Source organism: Streptomyces glomeratus (assembly GCF_021462825.1).
GTDB classification, from domain to species: domain Bacteria; phylum Actinomycetota; class Actinomycetes; order Streptomycetales; family Streptomycetaceae; genus Streptomyces; species Streptomyces glomeratus.
This window is the reverse complement of sequence record NZ_JAKEEB010000003.1, coordinates 250,832-272,579: the sequence shown is the minus strand read 5'-3', so window position 1 is coordinate 272,579 and position 21,748 is coordinate 250,832. Positions and strand designations below refer to the sequence as shown.

Here is a 21,748-nt window from a genome sequence, read left to right as displayed (position 1 = left end):
GCCAGGCAGACCTCATTCGCCCCAGGCGTTTCAGATGTCGGCGATTCGGCCAACCCCCGCCGCCCGACAGCGGCCCCAGCGCGGCGGCCACGCGTTCGACCCCTTGCTTTCCAAGGCCCCCAGCGCGTCCGGAATCGAGTGCGTTCGAATCCCGTGGCAGGTCGTTAGGCCGTGCACCGCCGGGCCATCCAGGTGCGGCACGGCCACGACCATCGAAGAGGGAGGAACGCCGTTGACATCGACTGGAGTGGTCCGCGATGCGCTCAAGGGCGAGCGGAAGACCGCGGATACGGACGGAATCTCCAACGCGGAGCGCGAGCTGTACGGCGGCCGGCTCCGCTACGACCAGTCCTTCGTGCGCCACGAGGGACCACTGACCCGGCTGTCGTTCGGATACATGGCGGCGGCGCTCCCGCGCATGGTGGGCATGGTGCTGCGAACCGGCTGGACGACGGACCCGCGGGCACTGGCCGGGGTCGTCGCGTCCCAGCTCGGGCAGGGGGTCACGGCCGCGTGGGGGCTGGTCGCGGTCAACAGCGTCCTCACCCGGCTGTTCGCCAACGGCCCGACCTCCGACAAGCTCCGCGACGCCCTGCCGTCGCTCTCGGTGCTGGCCGTCACCGCGGTGGGTGCCGCGCTGCTGTCGGCGTGGTCGACGGCCATGTCGGGCCGGCTGGAGCCACAGGTGGAGCGGGCGGTCTCCGCGCGGTACTACGCGGCCGTCACCCGGGTGGAGGTGGAGGCGACCGAGCGTCCGGAGATCCAGCGGGTCCTGGAGGCAGGCAAGTTCGGCACCGACTCCGCCCGCAGCATGCTCAGGCTGTCGGTGGGCGTGGCCAACGTGCTGATCGGCATGGCGGCGGCTGCGGTCGTCCTGGCGTCGCTGCACTGGACCCTGCTGCCGATGCTGCTGGCAATCGCCCTGCCCAAGGGGTGGGGAGCGGTCCGCTGCGCCCGCCGCGACTACGTCTCCCGGCTGCACTGGGTCGATCACCGCCGGGCGATCGCCTCCCTGCTGGCCTACCTGACCCGCCCGCACGCGGCCGGAGAGATCCGCGTGCACGCGGCCGGCGAGAAGCTGCTGTCCAGCTACGCGGAGATGTCCCGGCAGACGGAGACGGAGCAGCGGCGGCTGGCCCGTGCCCAGGCGTTCACCGACCTGGTCGCCGGCGCATTGGCCGGCCTGGCGTCACTGGCCTGTTACGTGGTCCTGTGGTGGCTGCTGGTCAGCGGCATGCTGCCGCTCGCCGTCGGCGGGACCGCGGTCATCGCCATCCGCACCTCCACCGCCCGCCTGACCTCCCTCATCCAGCAGGTCAACCGCCTCTACGAGGAGCTGCTGTTCCTCACCGACACCGAGGCCGCCATCGAACTGGCCACCGAGCACGCCATCCCGTCCGCCGGAACCCCACTGCCCTCCTGTGTGGACCGGGTGCGCGTGGAGAACGTGTCGTTCACCTACCCCGGGGCCACATCCCCATCGCTGAAAGGGGTGAGCCTGTCGGTCCGCCGCGGCGAGGTGACGGCTCTGGTCGGCGCGAACGGATCGGGGAAGACCACCTTGACCAAGGTGCTCGCGGGGCTGCTGGTCCCCAGCGAGGGAAACGTGTGGTGGCAGAACGAGAAAGGTGAACGGGTCGGCATCCGTGAGGCCGACCGCGCCCAGGTCTTCTCCACGGTGGGGCTGCTCGCGCAGGACTTCCCCCGCTGGGAGATGACCGCCGCCGCGAACATCGCGATCGGCGCCGGCGACCGCCCACGGGACATGGACCGCGTCGAGGACGCCGCCCAGGCCGTGAACATGCTCACGCTCGTCGAGAGCCTGCCGCACGGCTGGGACTCGATCGTATTCAAGGGCTACGAACGCGGAGTCCAGCTCTCGGGCGGGCAGTGGCAGAAACTGGGCACCGCGCGCAGCCTGTACCGGGGTGCGCCGTTCCTGCTCGTCGACGAGCCGACCTCGGCACTGGACCCGCATGCGGAGATCGCCGCGTTCGAAGGGCTCTGGTCCCTCGCCCAGGAAGGGCATGCGGTCGTGCTCGTCACCCACCGGCTGGCTGCCACCGCCAACGCCGACCGTATCTACGTCCTCGATCAAGGGCGTGTTGCCGAAGAGGGCACACACGACCAGCTCATGGCCCGCCCGGACGGCCTTTACCAGGGCATGTTCACCGCCCAGGCCGCGCAATTCGGGCTCACGGCACCCGCCGTACAGCTCCCACCGGCACGTCACCCGTCCCCTGCCGTCCACGAAGACGCCCCGTGACCCCGTACACACACCATGATCCTGGCATCAGCAGGCCGCACAACCGAAGAAGCCGAAAAATCAAAGGCGTAATGCGCCACATGGGCTACAATTTGAAGAGAACGCGAGACCTGGAAGGTGCGGCATCACGAGGATGCCGGAAGGTCCGCCACCCAAGGGGGACACCATGCTGCACGACGTGCAAGCCCGAGAGCTCATGAGCCAGCGCATGCGAGAGGCGGAGCGAGAGCGCCTCGTCCACGCGGTCCGGCTCCAGCGCCGCGCCGAACGCGTAACCCAGCGCGCCCGCCGCGCCCTGAACGCCCTCGTCTGACCAACCCCGCCCACTCTGCGGGCCGTCACCGCACGATCGGTGACGGCCCGCTCCCCGTCGAGGGGTGCCCGTCGCAGGCGGGGGTGCCCTGCGCCTACTTGCACGACGTGTCGCCACTCGCACGAGGTGTCGTCCGGGTCAGCCGCGGACGACGTTCTCCGTCCGAGGGCCCTTTGACGCAAGGACGGACTCCGGCCGGGCAGTGCGGGGCGGAACAGGGCGTCGAACTGGTCGAGCGCACCGTGAGGGTGGGCGGCCACAGCCGACAACCGCGCCCGCCCACCCTCGTCTCAGCCCTCGCCGCGGCCCTCCGGCTCGACACCCCTGCCGGGCCTTTCAAGGAGGCGCGATCGTTTAGGTGCACCTAACGTAAGGCTCAGTCGGTTGGCAATCCCCCACACCGGTCCGTTCGCGGACCGGCACCGAACCGAAGGAGTCCCCCCATATGACCGCGCGTCTCAACATTGCGCAACCCTATGCGATCGGCCTGTTCCGGATAGTGACCGGACTGCTCTTCACCTGCCATGGTGTCGCCACGCTATTCGGCCTCCTCGGCGGGGTCCCGGGCAGAGGCGGGACCGCACCCGTCGGCGCCTGGCCGTTCTGGTACGCCGGCCTGATCGAACTCGTCGCCGGCGCCCTGGTGCTGCTCGGCCTCGGCACCCGCGGTGCCGCCCTCCTCGCGTCGGGCTCGATGGCGTTCGCCTACTTCGACGTGCACCAGTCGGCGGCTCTGTGGCCGCTCCAGAACGGCGGCGAACTTCCGGCCCTCTTCTGCTGGTGCTTCCTGCTGCTGGTGTTCACCGGCTCCGGCGCGTTCGGCCTCGACCGTCTCTTCGCCACCCGTTCCGCCCCGGCCGACGAGAAGCGGACCTCGCAGCCCGTCCCCGTCTGATCCGCCCCGGCGATGCGCGCACGGTGACCGTCACACCTTTCACCGTGCGCGCCACAAGTACCCCCGCCGCCACTCCTGTCACAGCTCCCGCGTACGCTGTACGGCTGTCGAAAGGCCGCTCCTGCCGCTCCCCGCGACATCGCGGCACGCAGTTGCCTCCGGGGAGTCGCACGGGGAGTTCTGGGTGTTGGAGAGTGTGGGGTCGCTGGCGGGCAGCCCCTGGATCTACCCGGTGGTGGCCGCGTCGGTCCTGCTGGACGTCTTCCTGCCCCTGCTGCCGAGCGGCGTGCTGGTCATCACGGCGGCCACAGCGGCGGCCGCGGGTTCGGCGGTGGCGCACGTACCGGACATCTTCTGGCTCATGGTGTGCGCGGCGGCGGCCTCGGTCCTGGGCGACCTGGTGGCCTACCGCCTGGCCTGGCGCGGCGGCGCCCGACTGGACCGCGCGATCGCCCGCTCCCGTCGGCTGTCGAGCGCGCAGAAACGGCTGGGCGCCGCCCTCGCCCACGGCGGCGGCGCGCTGGTGATCCTCGCCCGGTTCGCGCCCGCGGGCCGCTCGGTCGTCTCCCTCGGCGCGGGCGCCGCCCGCCGCCGGGCCCGCGAGTTCGTGCCCTGGTCGGCGCTGGCGGGCATCGCCTGGGCCGCGTACAGCGTGGCGCTCGGCTACTTCGGCGGCCAGTGGCTGGGGGCAAGCTGGCTGGCGACGGGCGTCTCGGTGGCGGCCCTGTTCGCGGCGGGCGCGGTCGCAACCTGTCTGATGCGCCGCCCGGCCCCGCGGGAGGAGCGTCCGTAGGCTCGTCCGGCTCGCCCAGCTCGTCCGCGGCCCCGGCGGTCCGACGCGGGGCACCTCACCCGCCGTCCCACCGGGCGGTGCTCATCCGCCGTCCCTCGCGGGGCGCTTCACCTGCCGCCGGTTGCCGCGGGCGCGGCCTCGCGGGTGCGGGCCCGCACCTCCAGGCCGGCCAGCAGCTCGGCGGTGGCCGCCGCCACCGCGTCCACGGCCCGGTCGAACACCTCACGGTTGTGGGCGGCGGGGGCACGGAAGCCGGAGACCTTGCGCACGAACTGAAGCGCGGCGGCGCGGATCTCCTCCTCCGTGGCGTCCTCGGGGATGGCGGGCGGGCGAAGGGTCTTGATGCTGCGGCACATGCGTCCAGTGTCCCTGCGCGCCCGCCGCCCCCGCTACGGATCAGACCGCGTGGGTCTTGGCCAGCAGTTCCAGAACCTCGGCCGTCGTACCGTCTCGCCGAGGCGCGGGAAGATCCGCTCGACGCTGCCCCGGTGCGCCTCGGGGTCGGCGTCGGCCATCGCGTCGGTCACCAGCGTGACGTGGTACCCGTGCTCGTAGGCGGCTCGTGCCGTGGACTCGACGCCGATGCTGGTGGCGATCCCGGTCAACACGATCTGGGTGACGCCGCGCCGGCGCAGCTGGACGTCGAGGTCGGTGCCGTGGAAGGCGCCCCAGTTGCGCTTGGTGACGTGGATGTCGCCGGGGTGGCCGGACAGCTCGTCGACGACGACGTCCCAGCCCTCGGGGAAGGCGCGGGCACCGCGCTGCCACTCGGTACGGCCGGGCACTGCGTCGGATCCGTCGGGGGCGAAGGTGACCCGGACCAGGACGACCGGGAGGTTCCGGGCGCGGAAGGCGTCGGCCAGTTCGGCGGTGCGGGCGACCACCTCGGGGCCGCCGTGGGGCTGCGTGGGCATGCCCACGATGCCGTTCTGAAGGTCGATCGCGACGAGGGCGGTGCGCTCGTCGAAGGTGGTGAGAGCCATGGCTCGGTCCTTTCCGGAAGCGGGGGTGACGGCGGACTGGGCGGATGGGGTGAACGACGCAGACGGGGGCGGCGAGGGCGAGAAGGGTCACGTCGGGGGCGCCCAGCGGGCCGGGGTAGGCGACGGGATCAGGGGCGTGTGAGCCGTTCCAGCAGGGAGAGCGCCTCGAGGACGGTCCGCCGCTCGTCCTCCGTGTAGTGGTCCTGGAGGGCACGGGTCAGCCACTCCTGTCGTGCCTGCCGGTCGCCTTCGACGCGCTCGCGCCCGGTGTCGGTGAGGGTGACCAGCTGGCGGCGGCCGTCATCGGGGTCGGGGCTTCGCCGGATCAGTCCGTGCTGTTCGAGGACGGCGAGCGTGGCGGCCATCGACTGGGGCCGTACGCCCTCGGCGGACGCCAGGGTGCTGGCGGTGGCGGCACCGCCCTTGCCGACCAGAGTGAGGGCGGATACCTGGGAGGGCGTCAGCTCGTCGTCCCCGGCGACCTCGCGAATACGGCGCCGCAGGCGGCTGAACAGCACCCGCAGGTCACGGGCCGCGCGAGCGGCGGACTCGGAGACACCTTCGGGGTTCTGGTCCATGCCGCCAGCCTAAATCCTTCAGGTAAGCCTGTCCAGTTTCACCTGTGCAGGTACGGCTGAACAGGTGCCTGAACGGCTGCTTGAACGGCTGCCTGAGCGGTTACCCGAACAGCTTCTGCCCACGGAGGCGGCGAAGGCCCGGGGCCGTGACACACATCCGTTCGAGTGAAGTGAGAGAAGCGGCTCGCCCTCGAAAATCGAACAGGCGTAGCATTGTGGTGTGCCTGCGAGCTATGAGTTTCCGAGTGACCTCCTTGCCGGCCAGGAGGAGCTGCATCAGGTCCGGGCAGAGCTCCTGGCCCTGCTGAAGCGGCTCCCCTGGTCGGTGGAACCGCTGGACGGATTCAGCGACGACAACGGCTGGCGCAGGGTGGAACGCCCCGCCTCCCCGGGCTGGACCGCGGACGAACAGGCAGAGGTGGAAAAGCTCCGCGAACGGGAGCGGGAACTCGCGATCTTCGTCTCCTCCCACCGCTTCTGGGCGGAGGTGACCACCGAGAACAAGGTGGACGCACGGATGCGCCTGAAGCACGCCCACGAGGACGGGCCGGCGTCCGAGCGCGAGGGCTGAGTCCGGCGGTGGCCCTACTCGCCGACCGGTTCGAACCACGTGGTCCGGCCGGTCCCCAGGCGAAGATCGCGATGACCTGGGCTCCCTGGCTCAGGACCGGCCACGCTCAGGACCGGCCACCCTCAGGACCGGCCACGCTCAGTGGGACCGCGTGACGACCGGGGAGGCCCTGAGGACGTGCCCCTTTGCATCGAGGGCCTTCACCTGGAAGTACGGCCCGGGGGATGCGGTGGTGACGGCCGTCTCGAAGCCGGTCCGTCCGGTCCGCCGGACGACGACGGACAGGGAGCGGGGTGTGCGTCCGGCGAGAACCTGCCATGCGCGGGTCTGTGTCGAGCCGTTCCAGGAGGCGTAGACGACGGTGTGCCGGCCTGCGGTCCGTGCCGCTGCTCTCGGCGGGTAGTAGGGGGTGCCGACCCATTCGTTGCGGAACACCCGGTAGGAGAAGTCCGATGCGGGCATTCTCGCGTCGTAGAGCAGGTTCCTGCCGCCGTCGCCCTGGGTGTTCCCTGGTCCCGTGTACTCCGAGTAGTACGGGGTCTGGCCCCACCCGATGAATTCGTTGCCGCCTGGCAAAGCCTGTGTGTTTCCCTGGGTCTTCGCCTCCAGGGGAGGCTGATGGTAGTAGGTCCGGTCCGCGGTTGCCTTCCGGGTGCGGAAGTCGAGGGTGAGGATCAGGCCGTGGGACTCTTGTTCCGGGGCACCGTCGGGCAGGTCGCAGCAGCCGTCGTCGAACATGCTGATCCGGTTTCCAGGGCGGAAGCGGGCGTCATGCTGCCAGTAGAAGTCCGCGTTCGGGCCGAAGGTGAAGTCGCTTTTCTTCCCGCCGAGTTGCCAGCGAATCCTCCCGGATTTCCTGGCGACGTCGTAGACCGCCCACATGTTCCGGGCAGAGATCAGGAGTCGGCCGTCGGGTCCCTCGTCCACCGAGTTGATGTGGAAGGCGTCCCACACCCCGTCGGACGACGACGCGCTCGAGGCCGCTTCCTCGGAGTCCGCGGGGTCGAGGTGGTCCAGCGCGTTCCACGAGTACAGCAGTCTCCCCGTGGCGAGGTCGGTCTCCTGGATCTCGCTGTTCAGGATGGCTCCGTTTGCGGGGCCGCCGTAGCGGGTGAGGTCCATGGGTACCGGTCGGGAGGCGATGAACAGCGCGGTGCCCCTGCGGGTCAGGCTGAATTCGTGCTCGTCCGGATAGTAGCCGTGGTGCGCGAAGACCGTTTTCAGCAGGCGGTAGTGATGGTCGTAGATGTAGTAGCACCCGCCCGGTTCCGGGGCGCCCGCGGGCAGGTTCGTGTACCACGGAGGAATGGCCTCGCTTCCCTGCCACCACGTCAGGACCTGCTGGGCCTTGTGTGTACGGGGGTCGCTGTAGGTCTGCACTTTGAAGTCGGAGTTCTGCAGATTGGTGGAGGGCAGCGGCCGGAACCAGACCGGGTCGCCGGAATCGTCGTTGATCAGTGCTCCGGTCTGGCCGACCATCTGGTCGGCGGTGAAGGGGGCGACGAAGATGCCGCCGGTAGCGGTCCCCGGTCTGCGGGTGGTCACCGTCACGCGCATGGGGCGAAGCGCCGGCTCGGAGACGAACTGCCATACGTCGCTTCCCGAGAGGATGGGGGGCGGAGTGCTCTGCGACGGTGGGAAGGGCCTCGTCGCGCACGGTCGGGGTACACCGCCCGAAAGAGTCGCCGCGGCCGGGGGGACACAGCCTGCAAGGACGCACACCGCGGCGAGCGCCCCGGCTGCGAACGAGCGAGGGGCGTGTGCCCGCATCCTGAGAGTCCGCTGCCGACGCGCCGCCATGGCCGCCCTCCCGCTCCTGGTCCTGACGGGGCCGCGGAGCCCTCGCCTGCAGTGTCCGGGTCACCGTAGAGCGACCGGACACGCATCTCCCGATGCCGGACAGCATGCCGCGAAGCAGGCACCCGATCGGCTCAACAGGGACCGCACCTCTTGATCAAGGCCGCCGCCCGCTCCGAGTGGGCCCGGTCCCTGCTCTCCGGAGGGAGCCGCGCGTCCGTGGCGGGCCGCCGCCGACGTCCTGACGGTCGTCGAGGAGCCGAAGCCGTCCGGGGCCGTTGGTGGTCGGCTCCGAATGCGGTGGCTGCTGTACTCCGCCGCTGTACAGCAACCAACCGCAGAGGCGTCTCAGGTGAGCCCCAGAAGCCGGGCTGCCGTTCCTCCCAACACCTGATCGCGTACCTCACCCGGGCTGGTGACGCGCTCGACAGTCGCACGGGCGAGTGCCGGATCGCCGTACGGGGCGTCCGAGCCGAACAGGGTGCGGTCCGGTATCTCCTGGATGGCCAGCCGGACAGCGAAGATCACGTTGGCCGTGGACAGTTCCAGGAACATGCTGGGCGTGTCCCGTACGAGCTCGATCGCATCCATCCAGTTCAGGCCCCCGAGCTGGCTGATCACCAGAGGTACGGACGGATACGCAGAGGCCAGCCCGGCCAGGGTCCGTAGGTCCTCCGCCGTGGTGGGCGCGAATCCATGGACGACCACGGGCAGTTCGCCGTGGTCCGCCGCCGCCCGCATCACGGGCTCCACGAGGTCTGCCCGTCCAGGCGGAGGCGTCAGTTCCCCAATTCCCCGCAGGCCACGCCCGACCACGTCCCGGTCGACCATCTCGGCGATCAGATGCGGGGCCAGGTCGAGTGGCACGCTCCTGAAGCCGATGAAGCGATCCGGGTAGGTGACGAGCGCTTTGTCCAGCTCCTGCCACGCGGTCCGGTACCCCTCGATTCCAGCAGCCCGGCCACCGATCGCCTCGTCCAGTGCGGCCATCTCGCGGCGCAGCGACACAAGGCCGTCGGCGCGTTCCGGGTGCGGCCGCGTGCCGAAGAGCACCGCCCGGTCCACCCCGGCGTCGTCCAACAGCACGATGTGATCCTCGGCCGGATCGTGGACATGGCTGTGCGCGTCGATGATCATGCTTTTCTCCCCATGCGAAAGCGGCCGGCCAGGAATGGCGCCGGCCGGATCAGCGTTGCTCCCTGACACCGTTGGAAGGTCAAGCCGAAGGAGGGGGGCCATGCTGATCGGCGAGCTGTCACGCCGCACCGGAGTCAGTGAACGCCTCCTGCGTTACTACGAGCGCGTCGAGCTCATCCGGTCGGAACGACGCGCCAACGGCTACCGCGACTACGCAGACGAGACCGTGGCGACTGTTCGGCAGATACGCGCGCTGCTCGCCGCCGGCCTTCCCACACGGGTCATCCGCCAGGTCCTCCCGTGCGCTGTCGATGGCGCCGCCCTGCGGCCTTGCCCCGGCGTCCTCGACCGCCTACGTGCCCAGCTGGACGCCCTGGACCGCCGTGCGGCCGACCTGGCCACGGCCCAAGACCTGCTGCGCCAAACGATCACGGCCACGGAAAAGGCCGTCACCCGGTTCGGTGGTTCTGCGGTGAACCCGGAACCGAAGCACGCGGATTAGCCCATCCGGATTGGTCGGCTACTCCCAGTCGCCGACAAACGACACGTTGTAATCGAAAGTAGCCACAGTTCGACCGCGCTCGGAGCAAGATCGTACTCAGGGTCTCCAATCCCATGGGAAACAGGGAGAAGTGAATGAATCCTGACAGTACGACGACGCGGTTCCAGCTGAGGCCCTTGCCTCGGCGGAACAAGTGGACGGTCGGCGGCGCAATCGCCTCGCTGGCCCTGGTCCTCGCGACCGGAGCGGCCCATCCTGCCGGCGCCGCCGTTCAGAGCCCACGTGACCACGTGAGCGCGTCGGTCCGCGCAGAGAGCACGGAAATGTGCGACAGCCCGGCCGCTCGGAATCCGATGACGCATGGCGACAACGACTGCCGGCATGCCGGCTTCGGCCTTCAACGATTCGACGGACCAACCGTAACTGTGCCCGCGGGTGGATTCGCGTCCAGTACGGCACTGTGTCCGGCCGGCTACGAGGCGATCTCCGGTGGCTTCACCAGCTCCCAAGCGGTTTTCGTTACCCCTGCGGCTGCCTACAGGAAGGAAGGTTCTCCTGAGGGCTGGATCGTCTTTGGCACGAACTCGAACGCCCAGAACGGCTTGATCAAGGCCTTCGTGTACTGCGACGCGCGCTGACGGCGTAGCCATACGCGCGCGGGCAATGCAAGTGATCACGACCCCTTACGCCGGCCCGCGGGCCGTACCGCCGCCTGCGCCGCCACCACAGCATCACACGACGCCAACCCGTCACCCTCAACTGAGACTCGACACTGATCACAGAGCGAACGGCTCGTAGGCCAGCGCCCGGTCCACGGCTGCACCTTGTCGCCCTCGGCCTCGTCGGGGGCCCAGTCGACCGCGAGCAGGCGCCCGATGGGCGGTGTGATCCCCCGCCCACCACGGCTTTGTAAGGGCGGCCGTGACCTGCGACGGGGACGCCCTGGTCACCCCGGCCGTAGCGTCAGCCCAGCTCACCGGCCCAGACCGACTGCGACGACCCGTCGTCGGCCGTGGTTGACCGCCTCATGTGGCACGGCAAGTTTGGAAGGCTTGGATGCCAGCCCGCCCAAGTCGACGCAGCGACGACCGGAAGCGGGGACGCAAGGCGACCATGTACGGGACAATGGCGGCCGTGAATGACACGGTCGCGGTTGCCTTGGTCACTTCTTTGTCCACGCTGACCGCTGCAGCTCTGGCGGGCTCGGTCTCTGCTTGGACAACCAGTCGGCAGCTACGGCATCAGGCTCTACTGGCCGGGGAGGAACGCGCCGAGCAGCGCGAGAACGCCAACAGGGAGATGCGGCGCGAGTCGTACGAGCGATTCCTGTCCCAGGCCGATGCTGCCTACCGGGTGCTGGACAGCGGGTGGATGGCAAAGCCGTTCACCGAGTCACCGCATTGGGAAGCGGGATTCGCTGCACGCAGGGCACTGGACGAGACTTACATCCGCGTTCGTCTGGTGGGGCCGGAGAACGTCGCAGAGATGGGAGCCGCCGTAGTACGTGGCATAGGCGACGAATTTCGACTGCATGCACGTATCGTGGGCTCTCATCCCGATACGTCGGACTGTGCTGCTGATCTAGATCCGTCCGCCCGAGCGCACGCGCTCCAGGCTCGGTACGCAACGAGCGGCGAGTTCGTTGCTGCTGCGCGCGGGGCCCTCGGTGCTGGGCTCGTACAGATGCCCGGCGCGGTCAACGCTGGGCGAAGCGATTCCAGACGATGAACGGAGCCGTCGGTAAAAGGAGCGCGTCGTCACGTTGCCACGCGGTCGGTGGAGTCTCAGTGGGTGTGGCAAGCGCCGGTGACTGCGATCAGTAGCCGGTCTACTGATCAAGCGTCTCGCTCACCGGCGAGGCTGAGGAAGCCCACGGCTCTGACCTGGTCGGAGAGCCCCTCCCATACTCCGAGGACGGCCCGGGAGGATTCATGCAAGATCAATCGGCGGGCAGGCAACACGCCCGGATACGATCACAATTCAACCGAGAGATTCTCGCCTGAATGGCCGCCAGTGACACGCCGCAGGCGCACTCACAGCGGCAGCCAATTCCATACCGACACCATTCGGTGACGGTGCACTCGAAAGCACTGAGCGCGATTCGAGGCACGCGGTCGGCGGACGGGGCGGCCGATCGAGCCGCGCAACATCTCGTTCACCCGGGTCGCCGAGAACGCGGGCCTGCGGGTCATCCGGCTGCATGACGCTCGCCACGGCTGCGCGACCCTGCTCACCGCGGCCTGAGTGGCGCCCCGCGTCGTGATGGAGATCCTCGGGCACAGCCAGATCGCCGTCACGGTGAACGTCTACGCAGCGCGAGGCCGTCAGCCACATGGACCGGCTGCTCACGCGCCTACGGCGCGAGTAGTCCCGGCGCTGATGTGTAAGGGCGGGGGCATGGAACGACCCTGGAGCGCAGGTCACTCCGGCTCTGAAGAGCTCGCAGGTCACCGGCGCATCTCGACTGATGCGAGCCGCTTTTGACCGTGGTTGACCGCTCTATCTGGCACGACTGCGGCACGCGCTGTGAGACCAGGCGCTTAAAAGGCGCATCTCCTGTTCCCCTGTAGTGGGCCGCTGACCTGCGCGTGTCTAGGGCTCGGGGCCCCCTTGCCCGCCTACTTCGACTCGCATTCGGCACGGTGTCTAGGGTGACCTGAACCTCATGTTTCACTCAACTGCCGTGACAGGAGGGCGAGTTGCTCCCTAGGGTCAAATCCTGGCGGTCGACGAGGCCGCTTTCATCCAGAGAAACACGGGGGAAAAACGTGCGTTCCATACCCAAGATCGTCGCAGTCGGCTGCGCCGTCACCGCACTTGCCGCTGTGGGTGCTGTACCCGCCAGTGCCGGGACGGCCCATCCGATGATATGCCCGCCCGAGAAGGGCTACGACTTCTCGGGCAGCTACACGTATTACAGGGACATGGAACCCCGTTCCGGCGGCGACAGCGGCACGACGATCAGCATCACCTTCCACAAGGGGAAGACGACGACGTCCACGGTCGGCGGGGCGATCTCCGGCGAAGCCAAGGTGGTGTTCGTCAAGGCGTCGGCTGAGTTCGACTACCACTTCGCCTGGCAGTGGACGAACAGCTCCACCTACACGTGGTCGTGGACGGTGCCGAAGACGATGAGGCACGGTTACCTGCACGCCGGGGTGAAGGTCAGGTACACGAAGTGGAACTACAACCAGACCGAGCCCAACTGCAAAACCAAGGTGCTGCGCAAGGGATCGGCGCGGCTGGTCTACAAGGGCCGCGAGACGTGGCACGGGAAGAGTTGATGCGCAGCGCAGGGATCGTTCTGCTGGTGGTGTCCGCCGCTGCGCTGTCCGGGTGCAGCGGCGGGAAGAGTACGCCGCCTTCGCCGAGTGCCTCGAAGGCGGCGCTGGTGTCCGATCCGGACAATCCTGACAAGGGCGCTAAGAAACCGGGCCGGCTGGGTCCGGGGACGGTGAAGCTGCCCGTGGCTGCGGACCGGATTGCCGCATTGTCCGTGCTGTATGACTGTCTCGGTCCCTCGGGTGGTCTGAAGGTCAGTAATGGGACAGCGCTGCACGCCGGGATCGAAGTGTGTGACGACAACGCAACCTACGGTGCCTCGATGAAGGCGAAAGACCTGGATGGCCGGAAGTTCGGCGGTACGGTCAAGATCGAGGTCGACAAGCGGACGCGGTGGCGCGTTTCCGTCAGCATCACCGACAAGGACGGCGTCAAACAGACAGTCCATAGCTGAGCTTGACTCTGTCGTGGATCTTGGAATTGCCCGGTGCGTCGGCGTAGTCACTGCCTGCGCCCGGCCGAACCGGGCTTGTCTTCCTCGGCGCCAGGGGTGGTGTCCTGCGGCGGAACGACTTCCGGCGGATCTGGCTCCGTGCCCTCGCAGCGACCGGCCTCGATGGCGTCCGTTTCCATGATCTCCGGCACACCGGCAACACCCTGGCCGCGACCGGTGGCGCGACCACCCGGGAGCTGATGCATCGCATGGGCCACTCGTCCATGCGAGCAGCGCTGATCTATCAGCACCTCGTGAACGGCCGCGACCACCAGATCGCCGACTACGTCGACGGTCAGATCAGGATGGTGAAGCAGCCCCCTCACGGCCCATCTGGCACGTAAGTGGCACGACGGCTGCGAGCGGCCGGGAAAGTTCAAGGCCCAGGTTTCCGGGTTCTCCCCCGCTGACCTGGGCCTTTGGCATGTCCTGGGACTGGTGGGCGCGGACGGTTTCGAACCGCCGACATCCGCCTTGTAAGGGCGGCGCTCTACCGCTGAGCTACGCGCCCGGGACGAGTCGACAGCCTACCTTGCCCCGGGGGATGTCCTGCAAACGCGTATGCGGGGCGGGCCGGGGGGTAACCCCACCGTCGATCCGGTGGTCCGCCGCATCCTCCCGGCGGTCCTGGATGCGTACGGTCGTAGAGCATCCGGCTTCATGGGGCGTCCGGCTCCATGGGGCATCCGGCTTTCGGCTTTTTCACTTTCGGCTCTCGGGGGGACAGTGTCATGACGCGTGCGGTGATGCACAGGGGACGAGCACGCCGTGCTCGGCGTGCTCGGGCGGTCGCCTTTGTCGGTGTTGTGGCGGCGCTCGTCGCGACGGTGGCCGCGTGCGGGAACGACGCCGGGGACGACCCGCACCCCGACCGGCGTTCCTTCGCGCTGCGCGGTCGTACGCTCACGGTCGACTCCGACGACTCGGCGCTGGAGATCGTCCCGGCCGACGTGGACAAGGTCGAGGTCACGCGGTGGTTCCGGGGCACGGTCGTGGTGGGCGGGGATCCCGGGGTGACCTGGGCCATGCGGGACGACCGGCTCGTCCTGCGGCTGAAGTGCTCCGGACTGGTCGCGGACTGCTCCGCCAGACACCGGATACGGGTGCCGCGCGGGGTCGCCGTCACGGTCGAGGACGGCGACGGCAGCGTGCGGGCGGAGGGTTTCAAGGAGGCGCTGAACATCCGTACGCGGGACGGTTCGGTGCATGTGACCGACTCCACCGGGCCGCTGACGCTGAAGAGCGGCGACGGAAGCGTCCTCGCGACGGGTGTGGGCTCGCGGCGCGTTGACGCCGAGACGCGGGACGGATCGGTCCGCCTGGAGCTCGGTGCCGTGCCCGACCTGGTGCGGTCGAGCAGCCGGGACGGCTCGGTCACGATCGCGCTGCCGCCGGACAGGTACCGCGTGGTCACCGGCTCGCGGGAGGGCTCGGTGCATGTGTCCTTACCGACGGATCCGGCCGGCGCGCATGTGGTCGAGGCACGGACAACGGACGGTTCGGTCACGGTACGGACGGCGCGCTAGCCCGGCCGGAGACGGCAGTGGACGGGGCGTACCGCGAACCGACCACCCCGTGTGTTCGTCCTCAACCGGTGGGAGAATGACACCTGGCAGGGCGGATGACAGCACGGGAGAGGGATGTGACGGCCACACCATCACAGGCCACACCACAACAGCCGTGCACGCCTTTTGCGCCGGGCGGGCCCACGCCCGTCCGGGACGCCCTCGCCCTCCTGGCCCTCCCGCTCGTCGCCGCCCTGCTGCTGCCCGCGGCGTTCGCCGGGGGCGGGACGCGGCGGTGGTTCGGCGGGCGGGCCGAGGGGCTGCGGGCCGAGGCGCAGGCCGCCAAGGACGACGCGGCGGCCGCGTTCTACGAGCTCGACACCGCACAGCGGGATCTGAGGATCTCGATCGAGACCATCATCGCGGTCGACGACTCCCCCGCCGCTCGCCGGGCCATCGCCGATTTCGAGGCGCTCGGACGGCGCATCGACGAGGCCAGTCACCGGTATATCGGCGCCGTCGACGCGCACGACCTCGACCGGGTCGACCTCGAGGCCTCCGCGGCCTCCCGCGCACGGGCCGACCTCCTTGCCGCCAAGGACGAACTCGGCCGCGTCAAGCAGGAGCTGGATCGTTTCGGCGAGAGCCTGGGGCCGCTGCTCGGCAAGGCCGAGACCCAGCTGGCCCGGCTCGCCCCGGCCGTGGAGCGCGCCCGCCAGGCGCTGCTCGCCGCCAGCAACGCCCTGGACGGCGCCCGGGCCTCCGGGCTCGGGGCGGACGACCTCGCCGCCCGTCTGGCCGCTCTCGCCCCGGAGCTGACCAAGCTCAACCAGGGCGCGGGACAGCACGGCGTGCCGGGGACCCTGGAGCGGGCCGAGCGGGTCACGCGGGAGGCCGAGGCCGTACGGGTGGAGGCCGCGCGGCTGCCGGAGCGTGCTGCGGAGATCGACCACCGGCTGGTGTCCCTGCGCACCCGGGCGCAGGCGCTCACCACGCGTGCCGGGCAGGTCGAGCCCGTGCTGAGCGAGCTGCGGCGGCGGTTCGCGGCCGCCTGCTGGCAGGACCTCCAGCAGGTGCCGGAGCAGGCCGCCGAGGCCGTTCGGCAGGCGGAGCTGAAGCTGAAGGAGGCGCAGGCGGCGCGGGACGCTCAGCGCTGGCCGGACGCGACGTCGCTGCTGTCGACCGTACGGGCGCTGCTGAACACGACGGACGAGGCCGTGTCCGCCGCAGGGGACCGCCTGAAGAAGCTGAACGCCGTGCAGAAGGATCCGCAGGCGGAGATCGAGCGGACCCGGTTCGCGATCCGGGACGCGCAGCGGCTGGCCATGGCGGGCCGGACGACGCCCGATCCGCGGCATGCCCGCCCGCTGGACGACTCCGTGGCCCGGCTGGAGCGCGCGGTCGCCACGCTGGAGGGCCGCCACCCCGACTACTGGCACTTCCTGACGGAGACGGAGGCGGTGCGGCAGTCGGTGGCCCGGGTGGTCACGCAGATCCGGGAGGAGCGCGGGGCCGGTCACTGAGCCCGGCGCCGGAGGCAGGGAGCGGGGAGCGGGGAGCCCGTCACCGGGCCCCGCCCCCCCGGGGGAGCGGGAAGCCGGTCACCGATTGCGGTGCCCGCCTCGCGGTTCACCGCTCGGTCCGGCCCCCGCCCCGCAAGGCACCGGTCAGGTCCGGTAGGCGTAGTACGCCGCGGTCGGGTACGACGCGATGATGCTCGCCACCGACCTGTTGAAGGTGTTGGTGGAGTGGTACGTCACATACGGCACGCCCTGCGGGCTGCGGTAGGTGACGATCATGGAGTGGTCCTTGGACCCGTCCTTGTTGAAGTCCATCTGCAGCACGTCACCGACGTCCAGCTGGTAGACGTTGGCGAGGCTGGTGACCCGCTTGGAGGACAGGGCGAACCACGAGAACTCGTTGACGCCGACGAACGAGTCCGACTGGATCTCGGAGTTGCCGAACCACTTGTGGAAGTCCGACGTGTAGCCGGGGACATGCTTCCAGCCGCCCGCCTTCAGGGACTGGCTGACGAAGTTGGTGCAGTCTCCGCCGGCGCCCTGCCCGTTGAAGTCAGGGTAGTCGGGGTTGTAGTGGTTCCAGTACTTCTGCGCGTACGCCGCCATGGCCTTGTAGTCGTAGCCGGTGGCGGAGAAGTTCTTCGGGTTGGCCGGCGCGGGCCACGTGGTGGCCGAGCGGGCGGCCGAGGGCGGGCCGTCGTCGGTGGCGGTCATCGGCGCGGCGACGGCCGGCTTGGCCACCTGGTTCACGGCGAGGTAGCCGTCGTCGGTGTCACGGATACCGGTCAGCTGCCAGTTGCCCTGCCGGTCGGCCTTGAACGTCAGCTCGTGGTGGGCCTGGAAGCCGGTGGTCTTCGGCTCGGTGCCCTTGACCTTCTCGTACGTCAGGGTCGTGGTCTCGGTGACGTCGACCGTGGCGTGCCGGCCCTTCACCTGCGTGGCGTCCAGCTTGACGCTGGTGCTGGCCGCGCTGTACTTCTCGCCGAGCTTCGCGAGGCGGGACTTGCGGCCGCGCAGCTCCGAGAGCGCGGTGCTCTCCTGGTGCGACTGCGTGCCCGACAGGCGCACCTTGCCGGAGAAGCCGGACGTCAGCTGGTGGCCGTCCGCCTCCTGCCCGCCCTTGCCGTCCAGCAGGGCGTTGGTGCGGTCGGTGAAGACCGCGTCGGCCAGCCGCTGGAAGGTGGCCTTGGTCGCCGGGTCCACCGTCGGGTCGTCGGTGACCGCCGCGCCCGCGCTCCAGTTGGGCACCAGGGCCACGCCGGCGACGACCGAGGCGGCCGCCGCCGTGACTATGGTGGCGCGACGCCGCTTACGGCTCAATCTTCTCGATTTCAATGATGTTTCCCCTCTACGCCGGTACACCTACCGGGAGACGGCATCTTCGCATGGCGTCTGCGTCGGTTGTGAAGAGGGGATGCACAAGTGGAACGAAGGTATTACACGCGTCACTTGACCACCGCGGTCACTTGACCACCGTCGACCAGTCCGGCGACTGCGCCGGGTCCAGGGCGCGCAGCCGCTGAAGGGTCTCGGGCTTCTGCACGTCGAGCCAGTCGGCCAGTTCCTTGAAGGACACGCACTTGACACCCTTCTTCGTGCACACGTTCTTCACGACCTGGTCGACGGCCTTCATGTAGATGTCGCCGTTCCAGTCCTCGAAGTGGTTGCCGACGAACAGGGGCGCCCGGCTGCCGTAGTAGACGCGGTTGAAGCCGGCCATGTAGGAGTCCACGGTCAGCTGCTCCCAGTGGGGGTACTGCGCGGGGTCGCCGTGGGTCTCACCGCCCGACTGGTTGTAGAGGAAGTTGAAGTCCATCGACAGTCCCTGGTACTTGCCGCCCTCGTACGGGAGCATCTGCAGCGGGAAGTCCCAGACTCCGTCCTTCTTGGCCGGCCATATCTGGAAGTCGCCCGGGGAGCTGGCGTCGTAGCGCCAGCCGTAGCTCTTGATGGCCTTCAGCAGGTTCTTCTGGCCCTCCAGGCAGGGCGCGCGGCCGCCGGTGACCTCCTTCTTGAAGTCGAAGGGCAGCGCCGGGACGTCCTTGAAGCCGGTGTTGGTCTTCCAGTTCTCGACAAAGGAGTAGAACTGGTCGATCTCGCTCTTCCACTCGTCGACGCTCCAGTCGCCGCCGCCCTTGGCGCCGCAGAAGTGGCCGTTGAAGTGGGTGCCGATCTCGTTGCCCTCGTCGTAGGCCTTGCGGAGCTGCTCCAGTGTGCTGCGGATGTGCTCGTCGGTGGCGTAGTCGATTGCGGCGGCGCCCACCCCGTGCTTCGGCGGGTGGTAGAGGTCCTTCTTGCTCTTGGGCAGCAGGTAGATACCCGTGAGGAAGAACGTCATATGGGCGTCGTACTCCCGGGCCAGCTCACGGTAGTGGGAGAAGAGCTGGTCGTCGCCCTGCAGGGCGCCGTCCCAGGAGAAGACGACGAACTGGGGCGGCTTCTCACCGGGTTTGAGCGGCTGGGCCTTCAGCTCGCCCTTCTGCGGTCCGGTGTACGAGGTGGACCCGTCCCCGATGATCTTCGTCTTGCCGTCCCACTGGGGTTGCTCGGTGGCCTTGGCGCCGGCGCTCTTGCCGCCGCTCTTGCCGCTGCCGGAGCCGGAGGAGGCGGTCGCGGCGGTTCTGTCCGGCCGGGTCACCGCCAGGAAGGTGATCGTCACGGAGGCGACTGCAAGGAGGACCGCCAGGGTGACGCGGCCGTTGAGACGGGACAGGCGGGAAGGGCGTGCTCGGCGGCGACGACCGTTTGTCGTAGTCATGGGCGGCTCGTTCTTCGAGGAGGGGGCGGGCGGGCGCGTGCGGTGTCCGGGCCGTCGGCGTCAGCCGAGCGGTCTGACGGCGCTCGACCAGATGGTGTAGGGGACGGCGTTGGTGGCGGTGCCGTCGAGTCCCTTGAGCTCCAGCGGTTCGAGGCTCTTGGACAGGTCCATGCGGTAGACGACGACCGCCGTCGACACGGATGTGGCCGTTCCGACGTACCAGGAGGCGGTGTCGTCCGGCGTCGTGCCGGCCTTCCCTGCGACCTGGTCGGAGGCGGAGACCGCCTCCGGGTGGGCGATGCGGACGGACTCGGCGAGCGCCTCGGTGACCTGGCGGGCCACCGAGGAGGCGACCGCCCGCTGGGGCTTCGGAGTCCTCAGGGCGACGGTGGCACCGTTGCGGGTGATACGGCGCACCGAGTAGGGCTCGGTGTGCGTACCGTCCGCGGCGAAGGTGGCGTACCCGCTCGCCATCCGGATGGCGCTGGGCGTGGAGTTGCCGAGGGACAGCGCGGGCACCTGGGGGCCGATGCTGGAAGGGAGCAGTCCGGCCGCCTCCGCGGTCCGGCGTACCTCGGTCAGTCCGGCGTCCATGCCGAGCTGCATGAACGGTGTGTTCACGGACCGGGCGAGGGCCTGGCCGAGGGTGATCTGCCCATAGGACCTCTTGCCGTCGTTGTGGGCGGAGACCTTCTTGCCGCTGCGGTCCCAGTACGGTCCCTCGGGCGTGGTGACGGGGACGCCGTCGTTGCCGTCGTACACCGACTCCGGGGTGACCGGGGTCGCGGGGCCGCCGCGGGTCTTGCGGACGCCGTGTTCGAGACCGGCGGCGTAGACGAACGGCAGGAACGCCGAACCGGCCGGCACGGTCGCCGCGTTGGACTCGTTGTAGCCCTGTCTGCGGTGGTCGGGGCCACCGTAGACGGCGAGGATACGGCCGTCGGCGGCGACCGAGGCGGCGCCGTAGTGGGCGGTCTTCACCAGGTCGGGATGTTTCTGCTTGGCCTGCTTGCGGGCCTTGGTCACGGCGTCCGTGAGCGCGTCCTCCCGCTTGCGGTCGAAGGTCGTGTAGATCTGATAGCCGCCCAGGTCGAACTGCTGGTCCGAGATGTGGGCGGACTTCTTCGCGTACTGCGAGGCCAGTTCCACCAGGTAGTCGCTCTGCTTGCCGGTGTCGTACAGCGGGTTCTGCTTGAGCGGCTCGGGGAACGTCTTGTACTTGGCCCGCTCGGCCGGCGACAGCTGGCCGATTTTGACCATCCGGTCGAGGATCCAGGACCAGCGCTCCACGGCCCGGTGGTGGTTCGCCTTGCTGAGGGTGGGGTCGTAGAGACCGGCGCCCTTCAGCAGGGAGGCGAGGAACGCCGCCTCGCTCGCGTTGAGCTGGCTGACGTCCTTGCCGTAGTACGCCTGGGAGGCGCGCTGGATGCCATAGGTGCCGCGGCCGAACCAGCTGGTGTTGAGATAGCCCTCGAGGATCTTGTCCTTGCTCATCTTGTTGTCGAGCTTGAGGGCGATCATCGCTTCGGTGAACTTGCGGCCGACTGTCTGGTTCTGCGTCAGATAGACGTTTTTGACGTACTGCTGGGTGATGGTGGAGCCGCCCTGGGTGTCACCCTCGCCGACCGTGCGCCACAGGGCGCGGGAGAGGCCTTTGACGGATATGCCAGGGTCGGTGTAGAAACTCTCGTTCTCCGCCGCGAGCACCGCCCAGCGCACCTGTACGGGTATGTCCTTCAGCGGCATCGCCTGCCGCTGCACCCAGCCGGTGCGGGCCATGGGCGTGCCGTCGGACCAGAAGTAGACGTTGTCCTGCTGTGTGGCGTACGAGTTCAGGTTCTCCGGTATGTCCGTGGCGGCGTACGCGATGACCAGGAACGTGCCGCTCAGCCCGATCGACGCCAGCACGGCCCCGAGCCACTGACGCCAGGAGGGCACCCAGCGCCGCCAGCCGTCACGGCCCGGCCGCGGGTACGCCGGCTTCAGCTTGCGGGCGTATGGCGCGAGTTTCCGGACATAAGGTGCGAGTTTCCCGGCGTACGGCGCGAAGTGCGCGGTGACACGAGTGAGGGCCGACGACTGCGTGGCCTTCTTACGGGTGGCGCGCCGACCGGACATCTCCGGCTGTACCACGCGCAGTTGCATGGTGGCGTCCGCCGGTGGCAGGGCGGCGTCCGGCCGTTCCGGCCCGGTGGCGCCCGTCCGCGGCGGCGTCACGGCCTTCAACTGCATCGTGGTGTCCGGGGGCAGGGGCGCCCCGGCCTTCAACTGCATGGTCTCGTCGGGGTCGAAGGACGCCCCGCCCCGGTCCTCCGTGGGGCGGTGCCCGGGCTGCTTGGGCGTCTCCCGACGGCG

At 69.3% G+C, this 21,748-nt stretch carries 19 protein-coding genes, 1 tRNA gene and 3 pseudogenes; 14 read left to right on the top strand and 9 right to left on the bottom strand.

The genetic code is table 11. The features are described from left to right. The first annotated feature begins 232 nt into the window (after nucleotides 1-232). From LZ604_RS05030 to LZ604_RS05015, 4 genes are all read left to right on the top strand, one after another. Entirely contained in the window at nucleotides 233-2,266 is a 2,034-nt protein-coding gene (locus LZ604_RS05030) for an ABC transporter ATP-binding protein (RefSeq protein ID WP_234512909.1), read from the top strand. A gap of 166 nt (nucleotides 2,267-2,432) precedes the next feature. Beyond that, nucleotides 2,433-2,579: a putative WhiB-interacting protein gene (locus tag LZ604_RS05025; RefSeq protein ID WP_234512908.1), complete on the top strand. Its 147-nt coding sequence runs from the start codon at nucleotides 2,433-2,435 to the stop codon at nucleotides 2,577-2,579. 445 nt (nucleotides 2,580-3,024) lie between these two features. Continuing rightward, nucleotides 3,025-3,474: a DoxX family protein gene (locus tag LZ604_RS05020; RefSeq protein WP_234512906.1), complete on the top strand. Its 450-nt coding sequence runs from the start codon at nucleotides 3,025-3,027 to the stop codon at nucleotides 3,472-3,474. A 184-nt stretch (nucleotides 3,475-3,658) separates the two neighbouring features. Continuing rightward, nucleotides 3,659-4,267 carry a DedA family protein gene (locus LZ604_RS05015; protein WP_234512905.1) on the top strand — a complete coding sequence of 203 codons (609 nt, stop codon included), beginning with the start codon at nucleotides 3,659-3,661 and terminating at the stop codon, nucleotides 4,265-4,267. Between the two features lie 107 nt (nucleotides 4,268-4,374). Here LZ604_RS05015 and LZ604_RS05010 read toward each other — a convergent pair whose 3' ends face one another. From LZ604_RS05010 to LZ604_RS05000, 3 genes and pseudogenes are all read right to left on the bottom strand, one after another. Then, nucleotides 4,375-4,623, bottom strand: coding sequence for a DUF2277 domain-containing protein (locus tag LZ604_RS05010; protein ID WP_234512904.1), 249 nt, complete (start codon nucleotides 4,621-4,623; stop codon nucleotides 4,375-4,377). Between the two features lie 40 nt (nucleotides 4,624-4,663). Further along, nucleotides 4,664-5,250: pseudogene (locus tag LZ604_RS05005) on the bottom strand (hydrolase). A gap of 128 nt (nucleotides 5,251-5,378) precedes the next feature. Next, nucleotides 5,379-5,828 carry a MarR family winged helix-turn-helix transcriptional regulator gene (locus LZ604_RS05000; RefSeq protein WP_234512903.1) on the bottom strand — a complete coding sequence of 150 codons (450 nt, stop codon included), beginning with the start codon at nucleotides 5,826-5,828 and terminating at the stop codon, nucleotides 5,379-5,381. A gap of 220 nt (nucleotides 5,829-6,048) precedes the next feature. Between LZ604_RS05000 and LZ604_RS04995 the strand changes: the two genes are divergently transcribed. After that, nucleotides 6,049-6,399 (top strand): DUF8825 domain-containing protein, encoded by a 351-nt coding sequence (locus LZ604_RS04995; RefSeq protein ID WP_234512902.1) that lies wholly within the window; start codon nucleotides 6,049-6,051, stop codon nucleotides 6,397-6,399. A gap of 138 nt (nucleotides 6,400-6,537) precedes the next feature. Here LZ604_RS04995 and LZ604_RS04990 read toward each other — a convergent pair whose 3' ends face one another. Beyond that, the gene (locus LZ604_RS04990; protein WP_234512901.1) at nucleotides 6,538-7,956 is read right to left on the bottom strand and encodes an arylsulfotransferase family protein; all 1,419 of its coding nucleotides are present in this window, start codon (nucleotides 7,954-7,956) and stop codon (nucleotides 6,538-6,540) included. 588 nt (nucleotides 7,957-8,544) lie between these two features. Then, entirely contained in the window at nucleotides 8,545-9,333 is a 789-nt protein-coding gene (locus LZ604_RS04985) for an amidohydrolase family protein (RefSeq protein ID WP_234512900.1), read from the bottom strand. 100 nt (nucleotides 9,334-9,433) lie between these two features. Between LZ604_RS04985 and LZ604_RS04980 the strand changes: the two genes are divergently transcribed. From LZ604_RS04980 to LZ604_RS04950, 7 genes and pseudogenes are all read left to right on the top strand, one after another. Beyond that, nucleotides 9,434-9,835 (top strand): MerR family transcriptional regulator, encoded by a 402-nt coding sequence (locus LZ604_RS04980; protein WP_234512899.1) that lies wholly within the window; start codon nucleotides 9,434-9,436, stop codon nucleotides 9,833-9,835. Between the two features lie 134 nt (nucleotides 9,836-9,969). After that, nucleotides 9,970-10,473 (top strand): hypothetical protein, encoded by a 504-nt coding sequence (locus LZ604_RS04975; protein WP_234512898.1) that lies wholly within the window; start codon nucleotides 9,970-9,972, stop codon nucleotides 10,471-10,473. 496 nt (nucleotides 10,474-10,969) lie between these two features. Further along, nucleotides 10,970-11,563: a hypothetical protein gene (locus tag LZ604_RS04970; RefSeq protein ID WP_234512897.1), complete on the top strand. Its 594-nt coding sequence runs from the start codon at nucleotides 10,970-10,972 to the stop codon at nucleotides 11,561-11,563. Nucleotides 11,564-11,953: 390 nt separating this feature from the next. Then, nucleotides 11,954-12,203, top strand: a pseudogene (locus tag LZ604_RS04965) (tyrosine-type recombinase/integrase); the annotation flags it as partial. A gap of 556 nt (nucleotides 12,204-12,759) precedes the next feature. Further along, nucleotides 12,760-13,119 (top strand): hypothetical protein, encoded by a 360-nt coding sequence (locus LZ604_RS04960; protein WP_234512896.1) that lies wholly within the window; start codon nucleotides 12,760-12,762, stop codon nucleotides 13,117-13,119. Continuing rightward, entirely contained in the window at nucleotides 13,101-13,571 is a 471-nt protein-coding gene (locus LZ604_RS04955; protein WP_234512894.1) for a hypothetical protein, read from the top strand. Before LZ604_RS04960 ends, LZ604_RS04955 begins: the two co-directional genes overlap by 19 nt. Nucleotides 13,572-13,630: 59 nt before the next feature. Then, nucleotides 13,631-13,954 (top strand): annotated as a pseudogene (locus tag LZ604_RS04950) (tyrosine-type recombinase/integrase); the annotation flags it as partial. Between the two features lie 92 nt (nucleotides 13,955-14,046). Here LZ604_RS04950 and LZ604_RS04945 read toward each other — a convergent pair. Next, nucleotides 14,047-14,121 (bottom strand) — tRNA-Val (locus LZ604_RS04945). 220 nt (nucleotides 14,122-14,341) lie between these two features. On the opposite strand from LZ604_RS04945, the gene LZ604_RS04940 reads away from it, so the two are divergent. Beyond that, nucleotides 14,342-15,136: a DUF4097 family beta strand repeat-containing protein gene (locus tag LZ604_RS04940; RefSeq protein ID WP_372482089.1), complete on the top strand. Its 795-nt coding sequence runs from the start codon at nucleotides 14,342-14,344 to the stop codon at nucleotides 15,134-15,136. 116 nt (nucleotides 15,137-15,252) lie between these two features. Continuing rightward, entirely contained in the window at nucleotides 15,253-16,638 is a 1,386-nt protein-coding gene (locus tag LZ604_RS04935) for a hypothetical protein (RefSeq protein ID WP_234512893.1), read from the top strand. Between the two features lie 144 nt (nucleotides 16,639-16,782). On the opposite strand, the gene LZ604_RS04930 is transcribed toward LZ604_RS04935, so the two are convergent. The 3 genes from LZ604_RS04930 to LZ604_RS04920 form a co-directional block, all read right to left on the bottom strand. Next, entirely contained in the window at nucleotides 16,783-17,928 is a 1,146-nt protein-coding gene (locus tag LZ604_RS04930) for an amidase domain-containing protein (protein ID WP_234513106.1), read from the bottom strand. 169 nt (nucleotides 17,929-18,097) lie between these two features. After that, nucleotides 18,098-19,393, bottom strand: coding sequence for a polysaccharide deacetylase family protein (locus LZ604_RS04925; RefSeq protein WP_234512892.1), 1,296 nt, complete (start codon nucleotides 19,391-19,393; stop codon nucleotides 18,098-18,100). A gap of 60 nt (nucleotides 19,394-19,453) precedes the next feature. Continuing rightward, on the bottom strand, nucleotides 19,454-21,667 hold the full coding sequence (locus tag LZ604_RS04920) for a transglycosylase domain-containing protein (RefSeq protein WP_234513105.1): 2,214 nt from the start codon (nucleotides 21,665-21,667) through the stop codon (nucleotides 19,454-19,456). Nucleotides 21,668-21,748 lie beyond the last annotated feature (81 nt).

Excerpts from the sequence above, each read along its gene's own strand:
- LZ604_RS05025 (WP_234512908.1), top strand. The coding sequence starts at position 2,433 with ATGCTGCACGACGTGCAAGCCCGAGAGCTCATGAGCCAGCGCATGCGA.
- LZ604_RS05020 (WP_234512906.1), top strand. The coding sequence starts at position 3,025 with ATGACCGCGCGTCTCAACATTGCGCAACCCTATGCGATCGGCCTGTTC.
- LZ604_RS05010 (WP_234512904.1), bottom strand. The coding sequence starts at position 4,623 with ATGTGCCGCAGCATCAAGACCCTTCGCCCGCCCGCCATCCCCGAGGAC.
- LZ604_RS05000 (WP_234512903.1), bottom strand. The coding sequence starts at position 5,828 with ATGGACCAGAACCCCGAAGGTGTCTCCGAGTCCGCCGCTCGCGCGGCC.
- LZ604_RS04990 (WP_234512901.1), bottom strand. The coding sequence starts at position 7,956 with ATGCGCGTGACGGTGACCACCCGCAGACCGGGGACCGCTACCGGCGGC.
- LZ604_RS04985 (WP_234512900.1), bottom strand. The coding sequence starts at position 9,333 with ATGATCATCGACGCGCACAGCCATGTCCACGATCCGGCCGAGGATCAC.
- LZ604_RS04980 (WP_234512899.1), top strand. The coding sequence starts at position 9,434 with ATGCTGATCGGCGAGCTGTCACGCCGCACCGGAGTCAGTGAACGCCTC.
- LZ604_RS04975 (WP_234512898.1), top strand. The coding sequence starts at position 9,970 with ATGAATCCTGACAGTACGACGACGCGGTTCCAGCTGAGGCCCTTGCCT.
- LZ604_RS04960 (WP_234512896.1), top strand. The coding sequence starts at position 12,760 with ATGGAACCCCGTTCCGGCGGCGACAGCGGCACGACGATCAGCATCACC.
- LZ604_RS04940 (WP_372482089.1), top strand. The coding sequence starts at position 14,342 with ATGACGCGTGCGGTGATGCACAGGGGACGAGCACGCCGTGCTCGGCGT.
- LZ604_RS04925 (WP_234512892.1), bottom strand. The coding sequence starts at position 19,393 with ATGACTACGACAAACGGTCGTCGCCGCCGAGCACGCCCTTCCCGCCTG.
- LZ604_RS04920 (WP_234513105.1), bottom strand. The coding sequence starts at position 21,667 with ATGCAGTTGAAGGCCGGGGCGCCCCTGCCCCCGGACACCACGATGCAG.